At 73.1% G+C, this 21,724-nt stretch carries 16 protein-coding genes; 4 read left to right on the top strand and 12 right to left on the bottom strand.

The features are described from left to right. Nucleotides 1-116: 116 nt before the first annotated feature. The 6 genes from ACFV9Q_RS02580 to coaE form a co-directional block, all read right to left on the bottom strand. Nucleotides 117-1,145 (bottom strand): TerC family protein, encoded by a 1,029-nt coding sequence (locus ACFV9Q_RS02580; RefSeq protein WP_377232996.1) that lies wholly within the window; start codon nucleotides 1,143-1,145, stop codon nucleotides 117-119. Nucleotides 1,146-1,402: 257 nt separating this feature from the next. After that, on the bottom strand, nucleotides 1,403-2,374 hold the full coding sequence (locus ACFV9Q_RS02575; RefSeq protein WP_377232995.1) for an NAD(P)-dependent alcohol dehydrogenase: 972 nt from the start codon (nucleotides 2,372-2,374) through the stop codon (nucleotides 1,403-1,405). Between the two features lie 106 nt (nucleotides 2,375-2,480). After that, nucleotides 2,481-2,909, bottom strand: a complete 429-nt coding sequence (locus ACFV9Q_RS02570) for a VOC family protein (protein ID WP_377232994.1) — start codon at nucleotides 2,907-2,909, stop codon at nucleotides 2,481-2,483. Between the two features lie 34 nt (nucleotides 2,910-2,943). Then, entirely contained in the window at nucleotides 2,944-5,055 is a 2,112-nt protein-coding gene (gene uvrB / locus ACFV9Q_RS02565; RefSeq protein ID WP_377232993.1) for an excinuclease ABC subunit UvrB, read from the bottom strand. A gap of 37 nt (nucleotides 5,056-5,092) precedes the next feature. Beyond that, entirely contained in the window at nucleotides 5,093-5,779 is a 687-nt protein-coding gene (locus ACFV9Q_RS02560) for a pyroglutamyl-peptidase I (RefSeq protein ID WP_377232992.1), read from the bottom strand. A gap of 31 nt (nucleotides 5,780-5,810) precedes the next feature. After that, nucleotides 5,811-6,440 carry a dephospho-CoA kinase gene (coaE, locus tag ACFV9Q_RS02555; RefSeq protein ID WP_377232991.1) on the bottom strand — a complete coding sequence of 210 codons (630 nt, stop codon included), beginning with the start codon at nucleotides 6,438-6,440 and terminating at the stop codon, nucleotides 5,811-5,813. 123 nt (nucleotides 6,441-6,563) lie between these two features. Between coaE and ACFV9Q_RS02550 the strand changes: the two genes are divergently transcribed. Further along, the gene (locus ACFV9Q_RS02550) at nucleotides 6,564-7,538 is read left to right on the top strand and encodes an alpha/beta hydrolase (RefSeq protein ID WP_377232990.1); all 975 of its coding nucleotides are present in this window, start codon (nucleotides 6,564-6,566) and stop codon (nucleotides 7,536-7,538) included. Nucleotides 7,539-7,663: 125 nt separating this feature from the next. Further along, nucleotides 7,664-8,590, top strand: coding sequence for an alpha/beta fold hydrolase (locus ACFV9Q_RS02545; protein ID WP_377232989.1), 927 nt, complete (start codon nucleotides 7,664-7,666; stop codon nucleotides 8,588-8,590). Between the two features lie 27 nt (nucleotides 8,591-8,617). Here the strand turns inward: ACFV9Q_RS02545 and ACFV9Q_RS02540 are convergent, their stop codons facing one another. After that, nucleotides 8,618-9,850: a cytochrome P450 gene (locus tag ACFV9Q_RS02540; protein WP_377230528.1), complete on the bottom strand. Its 1,233-nt coding sequence runs from the start codon at nucleotides 9,848-9,850 to the stop codon at nucleotides 8,618-8,620. A gap of 246 nt (nucleotides 9,851-10,096) precedes the next feature. On the opposite strand from ACFV9Q_RS02540, the gene ACFV9Q_RS02535 reads away from it, so the two are divergent. Together ACFV9Q_RS02535 and ACFV9Q_RS02530 are read left to right on the top strand one after the other, a co-directional pair. Further along, entirely contained in the window at nucleotides 10,097-11,986 is a 1,890-nt protein-coding gene (locus tag ACFV9Q_RS02535; RefSeq protein WP_377230537.1) for an ABC transporter ATP-binding protein, read from the top strand. Between the two features lie 88 nt (nucleotides 11,987-12,074). Next, on the top strand, nucleotides 12,075-12,998 hold the full coding sequence (locus ACFV9Q_RS02530) for a cation diffusion facilitator family transporter (RefSeq protein ID WP_377232988.1): 924 nt from the start codon (nucleotides 12,075-12,077) through the stop codon (nucleotides 12,996-12,998). 67 nt (nucleotides 12,999-13,065) lie between these two features. Here ACFV9Q_RS02530 and ACFV9Q_RS02525 read toward each other — a convergent pair whose 3' ends face one another. The 5 genes from ACFV9Q_RS02525 to ACFV9Q_RS02505 all read right to left on the bottom strand — a co-directional run bounded on the left by ACFV9Q_RS02525 (nucleotide 13,066) and on the right by ACFV9Q_RS02505 (nucleotide 21,560). Next, nucleotides 13,066-15,915: a tetratricopeptide repeat protein gene (locus tag ACFV9Q_RS02525; protein WP_377232987.1), complete on the bottom strand. Its 2,850-nt coding sequence runs from the start codon at nucleotides 15,913-15,915 to the stop codon at nucleotides 13,066-13,068. Nucleotides 15,916-16,137: 222 nt separating this feature from the next. Then, the gene (rpsA, locus tag ACFV9Q_RS02520; protein ID WP_285102336.1) at nucleotides 16,138-17,613 is read right to left on the bottom strand and encodes a 30S ribosomal protein S1; all 1,476 of its coding nucleotides are present in this window, start codon (nucleotides 17,611-17,613) and stop codon (nucleotides 16,138-16,140) included. Between the two features lie 193 nt (nucleotides 17,614-17,806). Beyond that, nucleotides 17,807-19,597 (bottom strand): dipeptide ABC transporter ATP-binding protein, encoded by a 1,791-nt coding sequence (locus ACFV9Q_RS02515; protein ID WP_377232986.1) that lies wholly within the window; start codon nucleotides 19,595-19,597, stop codon nucleotides 17,807-17,809. Beyond that, the gene (locus tag ACFV9Q_RS02510) at nucleotides 19,594-20,496 is read right to left on the bottom strand and encodes an ABC transporter permease (protein ID WP_377232228.1); all 903 of its coding nucleotides are present in this window, start codon (nucleotides 20,494-20,496) and stop codon (nucleotides 19,594-19,596) included. Before ACFV9Q_RS02510 ends, ACFV9Q_RS02515 begins: the two co-directional genes overlap by 4 nt. Nucleotides 20,497-20,552: 56 nt before the next feature. Then, nucleotides 20,553-21,560 (bottom strand): ABC transporter permease, encoded by a 1,008-nt coding sequence (locus tag ACFV9Q_RS02505; RefSeq protein ID WP_377232226.1) that lies wholly within the window; start codon nucleotides 21,558-21,560, stop codon nucleotides 20,553-20,555. Between the last annotated feature and the right edge of the window lie 164 nt (nucleotides 21,561-21,724).

The following is a 21,724-nucleotide window of genomic DNA, read 5'->3' as shown; positions in this document are numbered from 1 at the left end:
GTACTGGCTGGAGCACGCCACTGCCCATTGTTGGTGGCCCTCCCCCTGTGGTGCCCCTCCCCCCCGGCCTGCTGTGCCACTGTGCCCGGACCCGCTGTCCGGACCCCCTCAGCGGGTCACTTCGTGGCGTCCTCCGGCTCGGGCGCCGGCTGGGCGGCCTCGATCCGCGCGTCGTGCGCGGACTTGATCAGGCTCGCCACGGTGCCGACCGCGAGGGAGACCACGATCACCGTGAGCGACAGCCAGATCGGGATCTCGGGCGCCCAGTGGAAGCCCTCGCCGCCGTTGATCCAGGAGATCGAGTTGGTGTGCAGCGCCTCGAGGACCAGCTTGATGCCGATGAAGCCGAGGACGGCCGAGAGCGCGTACGGCAGGTACACCAGCCGGTCGAGCAGGCCGCCCAGCAGGAAGTAGAGCTGGCGCAGGCCCATCAGCGCGAACAGGTTGGTGGCGAACACGATGAACGGGTCCTTGGTGATGCCGAAGATCGCCGGGATCGAGTCGAGCGCGAACAGGACGTCCGTCGAGCCGATCGCCAGGAAGACGATGATCAGCGGCGTGAACAGGCGCCGGCCGTCGACCGTGGTGGTCAGCTTCCCGTCGTTGTACTGGTGGTGCAGCGGAAGGACGCGGCGCATCACCCGGATGAGCGCGTTCTCCTTGTAGTCGTCGTGCTCGTCCTCCTTTTCGGGGATCGCCTGCTGGATCGCCGTGTAGATGAGGAAGGCGCCGAAGATGTAGAAGAGCCAGGTGAACTGCTCGAGCAGGGCGGCGCCGGCCAGGATGAACGCGGCACGGAAGAGCAGCGCCATGATGATGCCCACCATGAGCACCTTCTGCTGCTGGTCACGCGGGACCGCGAACCGGGCCATGATGATGACGAACACGAAGAGGTTGTCGACGCTCAGGGAGTACTCCATGAGCCAGCCGGCGTAGAACTCCGCCGCCGGGGTGACGCCGCCGACGGCCCAGACGATGACCCCGTACACCACGGCGAGGGCCACGTAGAAGCTCACCCAGATGGCGCTCTCCTTCATGGTCGGCACGTGCGGTCGGCGCCCGACGATGAGGAGGTCGGCGACCAGCAGCAGGACCATCGCGCCCAGCGAGATCAGTTCGAAGGTCACGGGTAGTTCGTGGACCATTGTTTCCTTCCGGGAAAGGGAGGAACGCGCGATCGCATCGAGCCTCCGGTGAGCACAGCAGGACACCGGAGGTCTTCCTCGCCCGCCCGTGCACCAGCGTGGCCGAGACCGCGCAGCGGTGCACCACGAGCCGGCCAGGCCGAGCTGGCGTCATCGGCAGCTGTGATGACGACCGGGCCGTTCTGAGGTACTCCCCTCCAACGGAGGGAAAGCATACGGGACGTCAGGTTTGTTCCCGTACGTGATCTACGGCACGTTCAGCGCAGCGTGACCACGAGCTTTCCGCGCGCGTGACCGTGCCCGGCCACCTGCCGGACGGCGTCCACGGCGCGCTCCAGCGGGTAGGTGGCGCTCACGATGGGCAGCAGCACGCCGTCGGCGACCATGCCGTCGAGCACGGCCAGGTCCTCGCCGCTCGGGGTCGCCGTGACGTTCACGATCCGGTACGGGCGCATCCGGGACAGGAGCGGCGCCACCACCAGCTCGGGCATCGGGCCGAGCAGGCCCTCCCGGCTCCCGTCGTTGGCCAGCAGCAGACCGCCTGGCACGAGCACGCGGCCGAGCGCGCGCAGCGGGTACCGGCCAGCGTTGGTGAGGACGACGTCGAAGCGCGGCTCGCCCGCCGTGACGTCGTCCTGGGTGTAGTCGACGACCTCGGACGCGCCGAGCTCGCGCACCATCGCGGCGTTGCGCGGGCCGCACACCCCGGTCACGTTGGCGCCCCAGGCCGCCGCGATCTGCACCGCGAAGTGCCCGATCCCGCCGCCCGCTCCGGTGATCGCGATGTTCTGCCCGGCCGTGAGCTCGGCGGCACGCAGGAACTGCAGGGCGGTGACGGCCGCCATGGGCATCGCCGCCGCCTCGACGTGGGCGAGGTCGACCGGCTTGCGGGAGATGCTGCCGGCCTCCGCGAGCGCCAGCTCCGCGAACGTGCCGCTCGTGCCGAAGCCGTACACCTCGTCGCCCGGCCCGAACGCGGTGACGCCCGGGCCGGCCTCGACCACGACGCCCGAGAGGTCCGCGCCCCGCACCGTGGGCCGCGGCCCGCGGAGACCGCCGAGCGTCGGACGGGCGATCAGCGGCTGCCCGGCGGCGTAGTGCCAGTCGTAGGGGTTGACGCCGGCCGCGTGCACCTGGACGAGCACCTGGCCCTCGGCGGGCACCGGGTCGGGGACCTCGCGGGCCGCGAGGGCGTCCCAGCCGTACCTGTCCTGCGTCAGTGCCCGCATCCGGTCCCGCCACTTCTGCCGACGTGCGCTGCCACCCTGCGCGATCAGGGTCCTCCGGGCGCCGTGAGCGGGTCAAGGATGAACTCGGCGCCGCACTCCCGGCGGGTCACTGCAGGCAGAACTCGTTGCCCTCGGGGTCGCGCAGCACGATCCAGAACTCACCGAGCTCCGCCATCTCGCCCACCACGCCGGCCCCGAGCGCGGTGACCCGCTCCGCCTCGGCGCGGATCTTCGCGATCCGTTCCTCGCCCGCCAGGCCGGCGGCCACGTTCACGTCGAGGTGCGCGCGGTTCTTGGCCGTCTTGGGCTCGGGCACCTTCTGGATGAAGATGCGCGGGCCCACACCGTCCGGGTCGCTGACGGCGTTCTTGTCGTTCCACCGGTCCTCGGGCACGCCCCAGGCGGTCAGGGCCGCCTCCCACGTGGCGAAGCCCGCGGGAGGCGCGTCACGCACGTAGCCGAGCACCTCGCACCAGAAGTCGCCGAGCGCGCGCGGGTCGGCCGCGTCGAAGGTCACCTGGAACGTGCGGGCCATGCCGTCACTCCGTCCGTGTCGTCGGTGGTCGGCCTCAGGCCGTCGCGGCCTGCATCTGCCGCAGCTCCTTCTTGAGCCCGGAGATCTCGTCGCGCAGACGCGCGGCCACCTCGAACTGCAGCTCTGCGGCCGCGGCGTGCATCTGGTCGGCGAGCTCCTGGATGAGCTCGGCCAGCTCGCTCGCGGCGGCGCCCGCCAGCCGGTTGCCCGACGCCGCGCCCTCCTTGGGCGATCCCGGAACCGGGGCCCGGCCCTCGCCCTTCGACTTGCGGCTGTTGCGGTACCCGCCGGCCAGCAGCTCCGCGGTGTCGAGGTCCTCGCGCGCGAGCATGTCGGTCACGTCGGCGATCTTCTTGCGCAGCGGCTGGGGGTCCAGGCCCCGCTCGGTGTTGTACGCGATCTGCTTCTCGCGGCGCCGGTCGGTCTCGTCCAGCGCCATCTGCATGGCCGGCGTGATCTTGTCGGCGTACATGTGCACCTGGCCCGACACGTTACGGGCCGCGCGGCCGATCGTCTGGATCAGCGACCGCCCGGACCGCAGGAAGCCCTCCTTGTCGGCGTCGAGGATCGCGACCAGCGACACCTCGGGCAGGTCGAGGCCCTCGCGCAGCAGGTTGATGCCCACGAGCACGTCGTACTCGCCGAGCCGCAGCTCGCGCAGCAGCTCGACGCGGCGCAGCGTGTCCACGTCGGAGTGCAGGTAGCGCACCCGGACGTTGCGCTCCAGGAAGTAGTCCGTGAGGTCCTCGGCCATCTTCTTGGTCAGCGTGGTCACCAGGACGCGCTCGTCGCGGTCCACGCGGTCGCGGATCTCGCCCAGCAGGTCGTCGATCTGGCCGGTCGTCGGCTTGACGACGACCTCGGGGTCGACCAGCCCGGTGGGGCGGATGACCTGCTCGACGACGCCGTCCGACAGCGAGCGCTCGTAGTCGCCGGGCGTGGCCGAGAGGTACACGGTCTGCCCGATGCGCTCGGTGAACTCCTCCCACTTCAGGGGGCGGTTGTCCATCGCGCTCGGCAGGCGGAAGCCGTGGTCCACCAGCGCGCGCTTGCGGGACGCGTCGCCCTCGAACATCGCCCCGATCTGCGGCACCGTCTGGTGCGACTCGTCGATGACGAGCAGGAAGTCCTCGGGGAAGTAGTCGAGCAGCGTGTTGGGCGCGGTGCCCGGCTCGCGGCCGTCGATGTGCATCGAGTAGTTCTCGATGCCGGCGCAGGTGCCGATCGAGCGCATCATCTCGATGTCGTAGGTGGTGCGCATGCGCAGCCGCTGCGCCTCCAGCAGCTTGCCCTGCTTCTCCAGCTCGGCGAGCCGCTCCTCGAGCTCCTTCTCGATGCCGCCGATGGCGCGCTCCATGCGCTCCGGGCCCGCCACGTAGTGCGTGGCCGGGAACACGTAGATCGACTGCTCGTTGCGGACCACGTCGCCCGTGAGCGGGTGCAGCGTCTGGATGGACTCGATCTCGTCGCCGAACATCTCGATCCGGATCGCGAGCTCCTCGTATACCGGGATGATCTCCACGGTGTCGCCGCGCACCCGGAACGTGCCGCGCGTGAACGACATGTCGTTGCGCGTGTACTGCATGGTGACGAACTGGCGCAGCAGGTCGTCGCGGTCCACGACGTCCCCGACGTCGAGCCGGACCATGCGGTCGACGTACTCCTGCGGCGTGCCGAGGCCGTAGATGCAGGACACCGAGGCGACCACGACGACGTCACGCCGCGTCAGCAGCGACGAGGTGGCCGAGTGCCGCAGGCGCTCCACCTCGTCGTTGATCGAGGAGTCCTTCTCGATGTAGGTGTCCGTCTGCGCGATGTACGCCTCGGGCTGGTAGTAGTCGTAGTACGAGACGAAGTACTCGACCGCGTTGTTGGGCAGCAGCTCGCGGAACTCCGTGGCGAGCTGCGCGGCGAGCGTCTTGTTGGGCGCCATGACCAGGGTGGGGCGCTGGAGCTTCTCGACGAGCCAGGCCGTGGTCGCGGACTTGCCCGTACCCGTGGCGCCGAGCAGCACCACGTCCTTCTCGCCCGCCTGGACACGTTCGGTCAGCTCGGCGATGGCCGTCGGCTGGTCGCCGGCGGGCTGATACTCGGAGATGACCTCGAACGGGGCCACCGTGCGCTGCAGATCGGTCACGGGTCGCATGTCACTACCGTACGGCGGACCACTGACACTCCGGTCCTCAGTGCAGTGTGCCGCCCGCCACGGCCGGTTCCGCGACCTCGCCGCGGGCCGCCGCGAGCGCCGTCCGCACCACGATCTCCAGGGCGCGGGCGAGCTCGCGCACCGGGAGGTGCGCCTCGCCGCCGTCCACGAGGGCGGACGCCGACGCCTCGGCCCCGACCTCCTCCGTGGTGCGCGGCACGTGCACGAAGCCGGAGAGCACGCCGGGCCGCGCGGCGAGCGCGTGCTGGAGGGCGTAGAAGGTGGCGTTGCAGACGTACGTGCCGGCGCTGTACGTGACGCCGGCGGGGATCCCGGCGTCACGGACGGCGTCGACCGCCGCCTTGACGGGGAGGGTGGCGAACCGGGCGGCGGGGCCGCCGTCGACCACCGGGGCGTCGACCGGCTGGGCGCCGCCGTTGTCGGGGATGCGCGCGTCCATCAGGTTGATCGCCACGCGCTCGACCCGCACCTGGGTGACGCCGGCGGCCAGGCCCACGGACACGACGACGTCGGGCCGGTGCTCGTCGAGCAGGCGCAGCAGCGGGCCGTCCTGCCCGCGGACCTGGTCGAACTCGACCGGGAGGACCGCGGTGACCAGCTCCTCGGGTCCCGCCCAGCGCTCCGCGAGCGCGGCGACCGCCTCGGCGGAGGCGTTGACGGCGTCCCCGCCGAACGGCTCGAACCCCGTGACCAGAACCTTCATCGTGCCTGCTCCTCCCCCGGGGCGGCCCGGTTCAGACGGTGTCCGCCTCCGCCTCCTGCGCGACCTCGCCGGCCACGCGCTGCCACAGCGTATCGACCTGGGAGCGCAGGTCGTCCTCGCTGCCGGAACCGTCGAGGGTGACGTCGGCGGCGGCGAGCCGCTCGTCGTCGCCGGCCTGCGCCGCGATGCGGGCCCGGGCGGCGTCCTCGGTCAGGCCCCGGCCCTCCACGAGGCGGCGCACGCGCTGCTCCGCGGGGGTGTGCACCACGACGACGAGGTGGAAGTGCTCGGCCTGCCCGGTCTCGACCAGCAGGGGGATGTCGTGCACGACGACGGCGGCGGGGTCGGCGGCGCCGGCCATGGCCTCGCGCTCCGCCGAGAGCCGGCGCACCTCGGGGTGGACGATCCCGTTCAGGCGGCCGCGCGAGGCGGCGTCGGCGAACACCAGGGCCCCGAGGGCCGGTCGGTCGAGGCCGCCGTCCGCCGTCAGGACGCCCGGGCCGAACGCCTCGACGATCTCGGCGAGGCCGACCGAGCCGGGCGCGACGGCCTCCCGGGCCAGCAGGTCGTGGTCGACAACGACGGCGCCGAGCTCCGCCAGGCGCGCGGTCGCGACCGACTTGCCGGCCGCGATCCCTCCGGTCAGTCCGATGCGGAACATGTGGTCCTCAGTGCCGGGATCGTTGGAGTTCTGCCGTGGTCCCGGGCGGCACGTACGGTGTGACCGCACGTCCCGCGACCTGGACGGGCACGGGACCACAGTACGCCAGCACGAAGGAGCACGATGATCGTCGAACGGGGCCGGCCGGCCTGGCTCACCTGGACCGTCCGGGCGGTCGCGGCCGCCGGGCTGGTCGTCGTGCTGTGGGCCTGCCTGACGGCGTGGGGGGCGGTGGTGCACGGGCATCCCGCCTACGCGGTGCTGCTGGTCCTGACCGTCCTGGGCTGCGCGTGGGCCCTGTGGCGCAACCGCCGGCCCCGACCGGCCCGCACGGGCGGGCGCCGCGTCCTCGACGTGGCTCTGGTCGTCGGGGCGATCGTCTGGATCGCCGCGACGGCCTGGCTGCGCCCGTTCACGGCCGTGGAGCCGGCGCTGACCGCGATGTTCTCGGACGACTCCGTCACGGTGACCGAGTCCGCGACGCGGGTCGTGCTCGCTCCCGCCGGGGAGACCGCCGGAGACGCCGCGGACGACGCTTCCGGGACCGCCGTCTTCTTCCAGCCCGGCGCGAAGGTCGAGGCCCGCGCCTACGCCGCGGTGCTGCGCCCGCTCGCCGAGGCGGGGCACACGGTGGTGATCGCCAAGCAGCCGCTCGCCGTCGCGTTCCTCGCCGGCGGAGCCTTCGACGCCGCCCGGGAGGCGGTCCCGGCGGCGGAGCGCTGGGTCGTGGGCGGGCACTCGCTCGGCGGCGTCGTCGCGTCCACGGACGCCGCCGGCGCGGCGGACGACACCGACGCGCCCGCCGTCGGCCTCCTGCTGTACGCGTCCTACCCCGCCGAGGACCTGAGCTCGCTGCCGGTGGCGGTCGAGTCCGTCTCCGCCTCGCGGGACGGCCTCGCCACGCCGGCCAAGATCGAGGCCGCGCGCGCGACCCTGCCGCCGTCCACCACGTACACCGTGGTGGACGGCGCGGTCCACGCCTTCTTCGGCGACTACGGGCCGCAGCCCGGCGACGGCACCGCGACGATCACCCACGACGAGGCCCGGTCCCGGATCTCGGACGCGAGCACGCGGTTCGTCGACGCGGCGGGGCGGTAGGGCCGGGCAGCCCGGGGTCGGACCAGGGCCGGGTCACCGGGCTGTCGTGTCACAGAACCGGACCCCTGCCCGGTCGGTCGTCGTGAGCGTGCCGTGCCGCGGCGCGTGAGACGAGAGGAACCTCGATGACCCCCATCAAGCATGCCCGCACCGACGTCCTCGACATCGCGTACGTCGAGGACGGGCCGGCCGGCGGCCCGCCCGTGGTGCTGCTCCACGGATATCCCTACGACGTCCACAGCTACGTGGACGTCGCACCCCGGCTGGCGGCGCTCGGCCACCGGGTCGTCGTGCCCTACCTCCGCGGCCACGGCCCGACGCGGTTCCGCGACGACCGGACGCCGCGCTCCGGCCAGCAGGCGGCGCTCGGCGCGGACGTCCTCGGCCTGCTCGACGCCCTCGACATCCCCGAGGCCGTGCTCGCGGGCTACGACTGGGGCGGCCGCGCCGCGTGCGTGGTCGCGGCGCTGCGCCCCGAGCGGGTCACGGGCCTCGTCAGCGTCAACGGCTACCTGATCCAGGACGTCGCGGCGGCGGCGCGACCCATCCGTCCTGACCTCGAGGCCGGCTTCTGGTACTTCTACTACTTCCTCACCGAGCGCGGACGGGCCGGCCTGACGGCCAACCGCCGGGAGATCGCCGAGGTGATCTGGCGCCGCAACTCGCCGGCGTGGGACTTCGACCGCGCGACGCTCGACCGGGCGGCGGCCGCGTTCGACAACCCTGACTACGTCGACGTCGTGCTGCACTCCTACCGGCACCGGCTGGGCGCGGCACCCGGCGCACCTCAGTACGACGCCCTCGAGCGCGCCCTCGCACCGCTGCCCCCGGTCGGGGTCCCGACGGTGACCCTGGCCGGCCTCGCCGACGGCAACTTCCCCGTGACCGACGGGGTCCCCGACACCGGCCGGTTCACGGGCCCCCGCCTGCACCGCCGGGTGCCGGACGCCGGGCACAACCTCCCCCAGGAGGCGCCGGACGCGTTCGTCCAGGCGGTGCTCGACGTGACCCGGCTGGCGGCCGGCCGGGACCGGGTGCCGGACCCGTCCTAGCCGCCGCCGGGGCACGCCCCCGGGTCGTCAGACCCGGGCCGGCGTCCGCGTGGGCTTGCGCTCGGGCGTGAACGCCACCGGCAGCACGGCCGGGTAGCGCGACCACGGCGACGGCGCCCAGGTGACCTGCGGGTCGGTCAGCCGCAGGTCCAGCCGCTCCATCAGGCTCTCCACGGCGATCTTCACCACGAGCCGGCCCGGACGGCGGGCGGGGCACGCGTGCGGCCCGACGCCGAACGACAGGTGCGACCGGTTGCCGGCCTCGAACAGGTCGTCCTCGGTGCGCACCCGCGGGTCGTTGTTCGCCGCGGCCAGGCCCATCACGATCGCGTCGCCGGCCCGGATCTGCGCCCGGCCCAGCGTGCAGTCGGTGACGGCGTACCGGGCCGGCAGGTTGGCGACGGGCGGCTCGCCCCACAGCGTCTCGTCCATCGCGTCGTCCAGCCCGCGGCGCACCCCCGTGACGCGACCCGTGTACCGCGGGTCGGTCAGCATGCGGCGCAGCGTGGCCGCGATCCAGGTCACCAGCATCTCGTTGGCCGCGCAGATCGCCACCACCATCGAGTGCACGATCTCGGTGTCGTCCTCGAAGTTGGGGTGCGCGACGAACTTGGCGGTCAGGTTGGGCCCCGGGTTCTGCCGGGTGGCCTGCACGTGGTCCAGCACGATCTGGTCCATCGTGGTCAGCGCCGCCACCGCGTCGCCGCCGTGCCCGAACACGCCGTGCGCGCAGCGCAGCAGGGCGATCCCCTGCGGCTCGCTGAAGCCGAACATGCCCGAGACGGCCAGGAACGACACCGCGGCCGCGTACTCGCCGATCAGGTCCGCGTCGCCCCGGTCCGCGAAGGAGTCGATGAGCCGGCCGCAGACGCCGCGCACCATGGCGGCGGTCTGCGCCTCGTCGATGGAGGCGAACGCCTCGTCCACCGGCAGCCGCAGCCGCCGGTGCTCCGCGCCGTCGGCGTAGTACAGCGCGCGCCGTCCGGCCGGGGAGAGGATCGCGTGCAGCGAGGAGTTCAGCGGCAGCCGCTCGCTCCAGTGCCGCGGGTCCCTGGCGAAGACGCTCTCCGTACGCATCACCTCCATGACCTCGGCGTGCCCGAGCACGAGCCAGCCGGGGACACCCGGCTCCAGGTCCACAGGGGCCACGGGGCCCCACTGGTCCTGCAGCTCGCGCAGCGCCGCCGTCATGTCCTCGGCACCGGTCAGCTCCACCAGCGCCAGCCGGCCCCCGCTGCTCTGCGGCTCGAGCTCAGACATGGCACTCCACCCGTCGATATTCATGGACTCATCCATTGATTCATGGGGCGACCTGCGTAGACGCCCGATCGAGGGTTTCTATCACGGCCGACCAGGAACGCGTAACACGCGTGTGGTCCGGATCACCCCCGGGGGCCCGCTACCGTCGGGACGGCTGTGCGCGCGAGGCCCCTGCGGGGTCTCCGTGGCGGCCGCCGGCCCGTCCCCGTGGGATTATTCGACGGTGAGGACGATTCGACGGTGAGCATGCACGGAGGCGGCGGGAGCCTGGGCGGAGGCCGCTCGTTGCGCTCGTTCACGCAGGACGAGTCCGTCACCCGGCAGCGCCTCGGCTGGGCCACCCTGCGCCGCATCGTCTCGTTCGCGCGGCCCTACCGGGGCCGGCTCACCCTGTTCGTGCTGATCCTGGCCCTGGAGGCCGCCGCGGGGGCGGCCACGCCGCTGCTGTTCCAGCGGCTCATCGACCACGGGATCACGGCCGGCGACACCCGGCTGGTCGTGCTGCTGGCGGCCGCCGCCGGCGCGCTCGCGATCCTGGCCGCGGGGCTGTCCGTGGCGGACCGGCTCGTCTCGTCCCAGGTGGGCGAGGGGCTCATCCTGGACCTGCGGGTGGCGGTGTTCGACCACGTCCAGCGCATGCCGCTCGCGTTCTTCTCCCGGGCCCGCACCGGGGCGCTCGTGCAGCGGCTCAACGGCGACGTGCTGGGCGCGCAGCGCGCCTTCACCTCGACCCTGCAGACCGTGGTGTCCAACACGCTGACCATCACGTTCACGCTCGCGGCGATGTTCACCATGTCGTGGGAGCTCACCCTCGGGGCGCTCGTGCTGGTGCCGGTGTTCGTGTTCCCGGCCCGCTGGTTCGGCCGGCGGCTCGCCGGCCTGACCCGCCGGGGCATGGAGGTCGACGCCGACCTGGGCCAGGTGATGAACGAGCGGTTCAACGTGTCGGGCGCCCACCTCGTCAAGGTCTTCGGCGACCCCGACGCCGAGTCCGAGCGGTTCGCCGGGCCCGCCCGCGAGCGCCGCGACCTCGGGGTGCGCACGGCGCTGATCGGCACGTGGTTCCGGGTGGGCCTGTCCACCATCGCGTCCCTGGCCGTGGCGGGCGTCTACGGGTTCGGCGGTCTGCAGGCCATCGCGGGCGAGCTCACCGTCGGGACCGTCGTGGCGCTGGCCACGTACCTGACGCGCCTGTACGGTCCGCTGACGGCGATGGCGAACGTCCAGGTGGACGTGATGACGGCGCTCGTCTCGTTCGAGCGGGTGCTGGAGGTGCTGGACCTGGAGCCGTCGGTGGCCGAGCGGCCGGACGCCGTCGACCTGCGGGCCGCCGTCGCCGCCCGGGGCGCCTCGCTGTCGCTCGCGGGCGTGACGTTCCGGTACCCGCGGGCCGAGGACGTGTCGCTCGCGTCCCTGGAGTCGGTGGCCGGGCCGCGCAAGGACCCGACGACGGACACGCTGCGCGACGTCGCGTTCGAGGTGCCCGCCGGCTCGATGGTCGCGCTGGTGGGCCCGTCGGGCGCCGGCAAGACGACGGTCTCGCAGCTCGTCAGCCGCATGTACGACCCGACCGCGGGGACCGTCCGCATCGCCGGCGAGGACCTGCGGGACGTGACGTTCGCGTCGCTGCGGGCCACCGTCGGCGTCGTCTCGCAGGACGCGCACCTGTTCCACGACACGGTCGCGGCGAACCTGCGGTTCGTCCGCGCCGAGGCCACCGACGCCGACCTGGAGCGGGTGCTGCGCCAGGCGCGCATCTGGGACCTGGTCGACCGGCTGCCGGAGGGCCTGGAGACCGTCGTGGGCGACCGTGGGTACCGGCTGTCGGGCGGCGAGCGGCAGCGCCTGGCGATCGCGCGGCTGCTGCTGCGGGCGCCGGACATCGTGGTGCTCGACGAGGCCACGGCGCACCTCGACTCCGAGTCCGAGGCGGCCGTGCAGGTCGCGCTCGACCAGGCGCTGGCCGGGCGGACGTCCCTGGTCATCGCGCACCGCCTGTCCACGGTGCGCGCCGCGGACCGCATCGTCGTGCTCGACGACGGGCGGGTGGTCCAGTCCGGGACGCACGCCGAGCTGCTCGCGACGGGCGGCCTGTACGCCGACCTGTACCGGACGCAGTTCGCCGAGGCCTCCTGAGCCCTCGTGCCGGGCGCGCTCCCGGGCGCGCCTCCGGGCCTCGCCGTACCGCTCCCGGACCGCGCGCACCGCACGCGCGGCTGGAAGGATGGACCGGGTGGGGACGCACGACCACCAGCACCTGCCCGACGGCGGCCGCGGCCGCCTGACCGCCGCGTTCGGCATCACCGCGGCGGTCCTGGTCGCGCAGGTCGCCGGGGCGCTGCTGACCGGCAGCCTCGCGCTGCTCGTCGACACGGTGCACCTGCTGACCGACGCCGCCGGGCTCGCGATGGCCCTGTTCGCGGCGCGCCTCGCGCTGCGTCCGCCGTCGGCCCGCCGCACCTGGGGCTACCGCCGCGCGGAGGTGATCGCCGCGCTCGCCCAGGCGGGCGTGCTGCTGGTCGTCGGCGTGTACGTCCTGGTGGAGGGCGTGCTGCGGCTCGTGGCGCCGCCCGAGGTGCCCGGCCCCGAGCTCGTCGTCTTCGGCGTGGTCGGCCTGGCGGGCAACCTCGCCGCGATGGCCGTGCTGGCCGGGCGCCGGACGGCGAACCTGAACCTGCGCGCCGCGTTCCTGGAGGTGGTCAACGACGCGCTGGGCTCGCTCGCGGTCGTGCTCGCGGCACTGGTCATCACGTTCACGGGCTGGCAGCGGGCCGACGTCGTGGCGGGGCTGCTGATCGGCGCGCTGATCCTGCCGCGAGCCCTGCGCCTGCTGCGCGAGACCGTCTCGGTGCTCCTGGAGTCGTCCCCGCCCGGGCTGGACCTCGACGAGGTGCGCGCCCACCTGCTGGACCTCGACCACGTGGAGGACGTGCACGACATGCACGCGTCGCTGATCGCCACCGGCCTGCCGGTGCTCAGCGCCCACGTGGTGGTCCGCACCGACTGCTTCACCGACGGGCACGCCGCCCGCATCCTGGACCAGCTCCAGGAGTGCGTGGCGCAGCACTTCGACATCGCCGTGGAGCACTCCACGTTCCAGGTCGAGCCGCACACGCACGTCGCGCACGAGCACCCGCAGCACGCCTGAGGGCCCGTCCGACGGCGGCGCCCGCCGGACGGACCGCCAACCCGCCGGAAGCGTCTTCCGGACGCGCCTACCGGACCGACGTCGGGTTCCGGATCGCCGCCTCGATCCGCGCGAGGACCGCCCGGGACCGGTCCAGCTCGGCCCGGTAGCGCTCCGGCAGGTCGGCGGCGAGCCGGCGGCGCATCTCCACGGCCTCCCGTGCCAGCCCGAGGGCCGCCACGTTGTCCCCCGCGGCGCTCAGCGCGCTGGCGAGGTTGGAGAGCGTGAGCGCCAGGTCCGGCCGGTGCTTGTCGGGGTTCTCCACGGTGAGCTGACGCCGCATCGCGACCGCCTCCCGCATGGGCCCCAGCGCCTCGGTCGGCTTGTCCAGGTCGAGCTGCGTGGCCCCCAGGTTCGCGAGCGCCTCCGCGAGGCCGGTGCGGTACTTCTCCGGCTGGTCCCGCACGAGCCGGCGCAGCATGTCCACCGCCTCCTGCGTGGGCCGCAGCGCCTCCTCGAACCGGCCCAGGTCGGCGTACCGCACCCCCAGGTTGGACAGCGACTGCGCGAGGTACTTCAGCGACCGGGCGTTCCGGCGGGCGAGCCCCCGGCGGATGCCCACCGCCTCCTCCTCCAGCAGCACGGCCTCGTCGAACCGGCCGCGCCGGGCGTAGGTGACACCCAGGTTGGACAGCGAGTGCGCCAGGTAGTGCAGGTACCGCGCGGGGTGCTCGCGGGCGAGCTCGCGCCGGATCTCCAGCGCGTCCCGCTCCAGCCGGAGCGCCTCGTCGGCGCGGCCCGTGGTCGAGTACAGGGCGCCGAGCGCGGACAGGGCGCCCGACAGGTCGGCGCGCGTGCCCCGGGCGTTCTCGTCGGCCAGGCGCCGCTGGATCTGCAGCGCCTCGACCAGCACGGACCCGGCCTCCTCGTACCGCCCGAGCGCCTCCAGGGTGGTGCCGAGCTGGCCGAGCGACCACGCCAGCTCCCCCAGGTGCTCGGGCCGGCCCGCGGCCAGCCGCCGCCGGATCGCCACGGCCTCCGCGTTCGCGGGCAGGGCGTCCTCGGGGCGGCCGCTCTCGGTGAGGGCCTCGAAGTTGCCCAGCACCGCGGCGACGCGGGGCTCGTACTGCACGGGGTCGCCCTCGGCGAGCCGGCGGTAGATGTCGAGCGACGCGCGCTGCGTGGCCTCGATCTCGCCGGTCCGGCCCAGCTCCGTGTAGGACACGCCGGCGTTCTGCAGGGCCCGCGCGTGCTCGGCGTCGGCCCAGGGGGCGTCCCCCGGCCCGAGCCGGGCGCACAGGCTGATGACCTCCTCCTGGACCGTGAGGGCGTCGGCGTGCCGGCCCACCGCCCAGTAGCCCATGCCGAGGTTGTTCAGCGCGGTGCACAGCGGCGGGCGGTACCGCGGCTCGTCCGTCCGGGCCAGGCCGCGCCAGAGCCCCACCGCCTCCTGCAGCACCGGCACCGCGGCGGCGGGCTCGCCCTCGGCGATGAGCACGACGCCGAGGTCGGTCAGCGCCTCGCCCTGCGTGGCCTCGTCGCCCACCAGCCGGGCGAGCTCCGCGACGCGGTGCGTGAGGCGGTCCAGCACGGGCACCGCCAGCGGGCCCGACGAGCGCGGCAGCCGGCGCGTCACCCGCATCAGGCCCGCCAGGTCCGCCGGCCCGTGGTCCGGCAGGGCGGACGCCGCGGCCGCGATCAGTTCCCCGGGGACGTCCCGGCCCGTCGGGGGCCGGTCCAGGCTCATGGCCGTGGCGAACGCCAGCACCCCGAAGGCCTCCTGCCGCGCCAGGTCCCGCGTGCACGCCTCGATCAGCCGTTCCTGCCCGGCCAGCACCCGGGAGACGAGCAGCTCCGCCAGGCGCGGCACCTCGAGCAGGTGCGCACGGACCCAGGCGACGGCCTGGTCGGTCTGCCCGTCGTCCAGCTCCACGCCCGCGCGCCGCAGGGCGGCGCGCACCCCGGCCTCCGACGCGTCCCCCACCAGCAGGGTGGTGGCCAGGGCCGCCTCCGCCGTCCCGCCCGGCCCCGCGACGAGCCCGGCCGCGGGGGCCGACGCCGCCCAGCCGGCCCGCTCGTGGTCCAGCACGGCCTCGAGCCCGCAGGCGGGGTCGACGGCGACCGGTCCCGGCTCGCCGGCGTCCGGAGCCTGCGGCCCGAGCACCGCCTGTCCGGCCGCACTCTGCCCCACAGCTCCGGGACCGGCCGCCGCCGGACCGAGCACCGCCGCCAGGGCGGCCGCCTGCAGGTCCAGGGCGCGCGGCCGGTGGTCCGGCGTGAGCTCGAACGAGACCTCGGGCACCGGCCGGTCCAGCGCCCGCGCGAAGCGCGACACGGCCGTGCCCAGCAGCACCCGGTCGTCCTCCGAGCGGTCCACCTCCAGGCCGGGCGCGGGGCCCGGCCCCACCTCCACCGTCCGGTCGAACGCGGGCGCCAGCGCCATCTGCGTGACCGACGGCGTCCGCCCCGCCCACAGCGTGCTGGTCCACCGCTGCCGCCGCCACCACTGGCCGCCGGTGCGCGCGGTGCACAGGATCCGCAGGCGGCCGCGGGTCCGGGTCTCCGCGACGGCGTCGAGCATCGCGGGCAGGTCGAGGCGGTGCCCGGCGTCGTCCACCACCAGCAGGACCCGGCGCGCCTCGGCGACCGCGACCACTGCCGCCACCTCCCCGCCGGGCGGCACGTGGACCACGGTCCAGCCCGTGCGCCGCATCCGCCGGCCGAGCTCGAGCGCGAGCCGGGTCTTGCCGACGCCGCCGAGCCCGCACATCAGGCGGAGCGCCACGGGCTCCCGGGAGCGCACCCAGGCGCGCAGGTCGGCGAGCTCCCGCCCGCGGCCGGTGAACGGCACGACCTCCCGCTCAGGAGCGAGGAGGGCCGCCGGACTCGTCTCGCGCGCCACCGGGCTCCGCACCTCGTCGGGTCCGGGTCGGCTCATGAGCAGCCATCCAACAGCACTCCCGCGTTCCTGACCAGCGCGCGCTGTGATACTCCGCGGGGCGGCAGCGGACTGCGTCGTCGCAGGTCACAGCGTTGGACGGCGACAGGTGTCGGCCTCGGCCACCGCATCCCGAAAAGACCGTGGCCCAGTCGTGACCCGAGAAGCAGCGACGGCCCGCCGCCCCCGGAGGGGCGACGGGCCGTCGGTGATCAGCTCAGGTCAGTTGCCCGTGAGCTTCTCGCGAAGCGCGGCGAGCGCCTCGTCCGAAGCCAGCGTGCCACCGGCCTCCTCGACCGGAGCCGAGGAGTAGCTGGTGCTGCCGCCACCGGCCGGCGCGGCCGGGGCCTCGGACGACGCCTCGGTGTCCGCGGTGAGCGCCTCGGCGACCTGCTTGCGGTGCGCGGTCCAGCGCTCGTGCGCCTTGGCGTACTCCGCCTCCCACGACTCGCGCTGGGTCTCGAAGCCCTCGAGCCACTCGTTGGTCTCCGGGTCGAAGCCCTCCGGGTACTTGTAGTTCCCGGCCTCGTCGTACTCGGCGGCCATGCCGTACAGCGCGGGGTCGAAGTCCTCGGACTCCGGGTCCACGCCCTCGTTGGCCTGCTTGAGCGACAGCGAGATGCGGCGGCGCTCCAGGTCGATGTCGATGACCTTGACGAACACCTCGGCACCGACGGTGACGACCTGCTCCGGCAGCTCGACGTGGCGCACGGCCAGCTCCGAGATGTGGACCAGGCCCTCGATGCCGTCCTCGACGCGCACGAACGCACCGAACGGAACCAGCTTGGTGACCTTACCCGGCACGACCTGACCGATGGCGTGCGTACGGGCGAAGGTCTGCCACGGGTCCTCCTGCGTCGCCTTCAGCGACAGGGAGACACGCTCGCGGTCGAAGTCGACGTCGAGCACCTCGACGGTGACCTCCTGGCCCACCTCGACGACCTCGGACGGGTGGTCGATGTGCTTCCAGGACAGCTCGGAGACGTGCACCAGACCGTCGACGCCGCCGAGGTCCACGAACGCACCGAAGTTGACGATCGAGGAGACGACACCCGGGCGCACCTGGCCCTTCTGCAGCGTCTGCAGGAAGGTCGAGCGAACCTCGGACTGCGTCTGCTCGAGCCAGGCACGGCGCGAGAGCACGACGTTGTTGCGGTTCTTGTCGAGCTCGATGATCTTGGCCTCGATCTCCTTGCCGACGTACGGCTGGAGGTCGCGGACACGACGCATCTCCACGAGGGAGGCGGGGAGGAAGCCGCGCAGGCCGATGTCGAGGATGAGGCCACCCTTGACGACCTCGATGACGGTGCCGGTGACGACGCCGTCCTCCTCCTTGATCTTCTCGATCGTGCCCCAGGCGCGCTCGTACTGTGCGCGCTTCTTGGACAGGATCAGGCGGCCTTCCTTGTCCTCCTTCTGGAGGACCAGGGCCTCGACGGCGTCGCCGACGGCGACAACCTCGCCAGGGTCGACGTCGTGCTTGATCGAGAGCTCCCGGGACGGGATGACACCCTCGGTCTTGTAGCCGATGTCGAGAAGGACCTCGTCACGGTCCACCTTGACGATCGTGCCTTCGACGATGTCACCATCGTTGAAGTACTTGATGGTGGCGTCGATGGCAGCAAGGAAGTCCTCCTCGGTGCCGATGTCGTTGACGGCAACCTGGGGTGCGGACTTCGCAGGGGTGGAGATGGTCATTGAGTTCGATGCTCCGATGCGGACATGGCGTAGTACGGACAGGGTCTGTTTGAGCTCTGCTTGTGCGGTGCTCGTGAGGTGCCGGTAGGTCGCCGGAAGGCGCACGGCACCGCCAGCCATCCTAGTGGCGCGGCAGCACCCTGGTCAACGCGAGCCAGGGTGGCGCGAGCCGCACGGATCCGGTGCTCGACGCTCAGAGCGCGAGCTCCAGATCCTTGCCCGGGATGGCGTCCAGCAGCGCCCGGGTGTAGTCGGTGGCCGGCGAGTCGAAGACCGAGTCGACGGTGCCCTCCTCGACCACGCGGCCCTGCTGCATGACGAGCACGCGGTCGGCGATCTGCCGCACGACGGCGAGGTCGTGCGTGATGAAGAGGTAGGTCAGCCCCAGCTCCTCCTGCAGGCCGGCGAGCAGCTGCAGGATCTGGGCCTGGACCACGACGTCGAGCGCCGAGACCGCCTCGTCGCACACCACGAGCTCGGGCGACAGCGCCAGCGCGCGGGCGATCGCCACGCGCTGCCGCTGGCCCCCGGACAGCTCGGACGGGAACCGCCGCAGCTGGCCCTTGCTGAGCGCCACCTGCTCCGCGAGCTCCTCCACGCGGGCACGGCGGGCCGCGGCGTCGCCGTAGTCGTGCGCGCGCAGCGGCTCCTCGATCGCCCGGAACACCGAGTAGAGCGGGTCCAGCGAGGAGTACGGGTCCTGGAACACGGGCTGCACCCGACGCCGGTAGGCGATCTGCTCCTTGTGCTTGCCGGCGCCCACGAGGCCGCCGTCGAACGTGATGGAACCCGTGGTGGGCTTCTCGATGTCGAGGATCATCCGGGCCAGGGTCGACTTGCCCGAGCCGGACTCCCCCACCACGGCCACGGTGGAGCCGCGCGGGATGTCGAGGCTCACGCCGTCGACGGCGGTGAAGTCCTTGCTGCGGGACAGCAGCCCGCCGCCGCGGATCGAGAAGACCTTGCTCACGTCCTTGACGGACACGAGCACGTCGGCGTCGGTCGCGCCGTCGGCGGCCGTCTCCTCGCCCGGGGCCAGCAGCGCGTCGTCCAGCACGTCCTCCAGGCCGCGCTCGCGCGCGATCTCGATGCGACGCGAGGCGAGCGACGGGGCCGCAGCCATGAGGCGCTTGGTGTAGTCGTGCTGCGGCGCGGTGAGGACCTGGCGGGCCGGGCCCTGCTCCACGATCTCGCCGTGGTACATGACCACCACGATGTCGGCGCGCTCGGCCGCGAGGCCGAGGTCGTGCGTGATGAGCAGCACCGCGGTGCCGAGCTCCTCGGTCAGGCCGGAGAGCTGGTCCAGGATGCCGCGCTGCACGGTCACGTCCAGGGCCGACGTCGGCTCGTCCGCGACGAGCAGGGCCGGGCGGCCGGACAGGCCCATGGCGATGAGCGCCCGCTGGCGCATGCCGCCGGAGAACTCGTGGGGGTACTGGCCGGCCCGGCGCGCGGCGTCGGGCAGGCCCACCTCGTCGAGCAGCTCGACGGTGCGGGCGCGCGCGTCGCGGCGCGTCCGCAGGCCGTTGTCGATCAGGCCCTCGTCGATCTGCTGCCCGATCCGCAGGATCGGGTTGAGGTTGGTCATCGGGTCCTGGGGCACCAGGCCGAGCTCGGTGCCCCGCAGCTGCGCCATGCGCTGCGCGCTGATGTGGCCCAGGTCCTCGTCCTTGAACCAGATGTGGCCCTCGGCCACGGACCCGTTGCTGGCCAGCAGCCCCAGCACCGCCATGGCGAGCGTGGTCTTGCCCGAGCCGGACTCCCCCACGATCGCGACGGTCTGGCCGCGCCGGACGGTCAGGTTGGCGTTCGCCACGGCGCGGGCGGGGCCGCCCTCGGTCCGGAAGTCGACGCTCAGGTTCTCGACCCGCAGGACGACGTCCTCCGCGGGGACGTCCACCGGGGCGTCGACGGGCGCGTCGGCAGGGGCGTCGACGGGTGCGTCCACGGGGACGTCGGCCGTGTTGTCAGCGATGTCGGTCATCGTCGGGTCCTGTTCCGGGGGTCGAGGGCCTCGCGCAGGCTCTCGCCCACGAGGGTGAAGCCGAGGGCCGTGATCGCGATGCAGAGACCCGGCAGGATCGCCAGGCGCGGTGCGACCGCGAGCTCCTGCTGCGCGGCCGTCAGCATGCGCCCCCACTCCGCGGTGGACGGCTCGCCGCCGCCCAGGCCGAGGAAGGAGAGCGCCGCGGCCTCGATCACTGCCGTGGCCAGGGTCAGCGTCGCCTGCACGATGACGGGGCCGATGCTGTTGGGCAGCACGTGGCTCATGGTCACCGACCGGCGGCTGAGGCCCAGCGCGGACGCGGCCAGCACGTAGTCCTGGCCGCGCTGCGCGAGCATCGAGCCGCGCAGCAGGCGGGCGAAGATCGGGATCTGCACCACACCGATGGCGATGATCACCGACATCGAGGACTGGCCGGCGATCGCCGCGATCGAGACCGCCAGGAGCAGGGAGGGCACCGACAGCATCAGGTCCACCAGGCGCATGACGCCGAAGTCGACCCACCTGCCCAGCCAGCCGGCGAGCAGGCCCAGCAGCATGCCGCCGACGAGGCCGAACAGCGTGGACAGCACGCCGACCAGGAGCGAGGCCTGCGCGCCCCAGATCAGCTTGCTCAGCACGTCGCCGCCGTAGCGGTCCAGGCCGAGCGGGTACTCGGCCGACGGCCCGGGGATCATGGTGGGCCGCACGTCGGCGCGGCCCGGCAGCTCGGTGGGGCCGTACGGGGCCAGCAGCGGAGCGAGCACCGCCACGAGGACGAACACGGCGACGATGACGAAGCCGATGATCGCGACGGGGTTGCGGCGCAGGGTGCGCCAGGCACGCGCCCAGACGCCCTCGCCGGCGTGGTCCTCCCCGCCGGGTCCGTCGCCGTGGATGCTGGTACGGAGCGGCTCGGCGGCCACGCCGTCGGTCACAGGAAGCTCGTTGGCGCTCACTGCTGCCTCCTCAACCGGGGGTCGATCAGCCCGTACGACACGTCGACGAGCAGGTTTACGAGGGCGTAGACCACGGCGATCATGAGCACGAAGCCCTGCATGACCGGGTAGTCCGCGTTGAAGACGGAGTCCGCGAGGAAGCTGCCGATGCCGCTGAACGCGAAGACGGTCTCGGTGAGCACCGCTCCGGACAGCAGCAGGCCGACCTGCAGGCCGATGGTGGTCACCACGGGGAGCATGGCGTTCTTCAGGACGTGGTCCCCACGCAGGCGGGCGGGCTTGATGCCCTTGGCCCGCGCCGTGCGGACGTAGTCGGCGTTCTGCACCTCGGAGACGGCGGCCCGCGTCATGCGGGCCACGATCGCGAGCGGGATGGTGCCGAGCGCGATGCCCGGCAGGATCAGGTGCACCAGCGCGTCCCAGGCCGCGTCCCACTCACCGGTGAGCAGGCCGTCCAGCACGTAGAAGTTCGTCGGGTGCGTCGCGACCATCGTGGCGCTCTGCCGCCCCGTCGTCGGGAACCAGCCGAGCTCGACGGCGAACACGTACTTCAGGATGAAGGCCAGGAAGAACACGGGCACCGTGACGCCGATCAGCGAGACCACGACCGCCGAGTGGTCGACGACCGAGCCGGCCCGGCGGGCCGCCACGTAGCCGAGCGGGATGCCGATGCCGATCGCGAAGACCAGCGCCACCACGGTGAGCTCGATCGTCGCGGGGAACCGCGTGAGGAACTCGTCGATCACGGGCCGGCCGCTCTGCAGCGAGGTGCCGAAGTCGCCCTGCAGCAACCGCCCGAGGTACTTGCCGTACTGCACGATCACGGGCTGGTCGAGGCCGAGCTGGGCCTCGATCTCGGCGGCGGCCTCGGGGGTGTACCGCTCACCGAGCATGGCCTGCACGGGCCCGCCGGGCAGGGCGCGAACCCAGCCGAACAGCAGGATCGACAGGCCCAGCAGGATGGGTATCAGGAGCAGCAGGCGCTGCACGATCAGTCTGAGCATCGTTCCTCGACAGACATGCGTTCATCGGTCGCCCGGGCAACCGGCTCGTGGCCGGCCCGGGCGACTCCGGACAGCGGTCGGGGGGGGGGGGGGGGGGGGGAGCCACAGCAAAGGGTTTCCCCCCCGAGCGGGGGGATACCCGCAACCTCGGAAAGGGGACGCCC

Source organism: Promicromonospora sp. NPDC059942 (genome assembly GCF_042731755.1).
GTDB lineage: Bacteria > Actinomycetota > Actinomycetes > Actinomycetales > Cellulomonadaceae > Promicromonospora.
This window is presented reverse-complemented; position numbering and strand designations above follow the sequence as displayed.

Coding starts and splice junctions, on each gene's coding strand:
- ACFV9Q_RS02580 (WP_377232996.1), bottom strand. CDS start 1,145: ATGGTCCACGAACTACCCGTGACCTTCGAACTGATCTCGCTGGGCGCG.
- ACFV9Q_RS02575 (WP_377232995.1), bottom strand. CDS start 2,374: ATGCGGGCACTGACGCAGGACAGGTACGGCTGGGACGCCCTCGCGGCC.
- ACFV9Q_RS02570 (WP_377232994.1), bottom strand. CDS start 2,909: ATGGCCCGCACGTTCCAGGTGACCTTCGACGCGGCCGACCCGCGCGCG.
- uvrB (WP_377232993.1), bottom strand. CDS start 5,055: ATGCGACCCGTGACCGATCTGCAGCGCACGGTGGCCCCGTTCGAGGTC.
- ACFV9Q_RS02560 (WP_377232992.1), bottom strand. CDS start 5,779: ATGAAGGTTCTGGTCACGGGGTTCGAGCCGTTCGGCGGGGACGCCGTC.
- coaE (WP_377232991.1), bottom strand. CDS start 6,440: ATGTTCCGCATCGGACTGACCGGAGGGATCGCGGCCGGCAAGTCGGTC.
- ACFV9Q_RS02550 (WP_377232990.1), top strand. CDS start 6,564: ATGATCGTCGAACGGGGCCGGCCGGCCTGGCTCACCTGGACCGTCCGG.
- ACFV9Q_RS02545 (WP_377232989.1), top strand. CDS start 7,664: ATGACCCCCATCAAGCATGCCCGCACCGACGTCCTCGACATCGCGTAC.
- ACFV9Q_RS02540 (WP_377230528.1), bottom strand. CDS start 9,850: ATGTCTGAGCTCGAGCCGCAGAGCAGCGGGGGCCGGCTGGCGCTGGTG.
- ACFV9Q_RS02535 (WP_377230537.1), top strand. CDS start 10,097: ATGCACGGAGGCGGCGGGAGCCTGGGCGGAGGCCGCTCGTTGCGCTCG.
- ACFV9Q_RS02530 (WP_377232988.1), top strand. CDS start 12,075: ATGGACCGGGTGGGGACGCACGACCACCAGCACCTGCCCGACGGCGGC.
- ACFV9Q_RS02525 (WP_377232987.1), bottom strand. CDS start 15,915: ATGAGCCGACCCGGACCCGACGAGGTGCGGAGCCCGGTGGCGCGCGAG.
- rpsA (WP_285102336.1), bottom strand. CDS start 17,613: ATGACCATCTCCACCCCTGCGAAGTCCGCACCCCAGGTTGCCGTCAAC.
- ACFV9Q_RS02515 (WP_377232986.1), bottom strand. CDS start 19,597: ATGACCGACATCGCTGACAACACGGCCGACGTCCCCGTGGACGCACCC.
- ACFV9Q_RS02505 (WP_377232226.1), bottom strand. CDS start 21,560: ATGCTCAGACTGATCGTGCAGCGCCTGCTGCTCCTGATACCCATCCTG.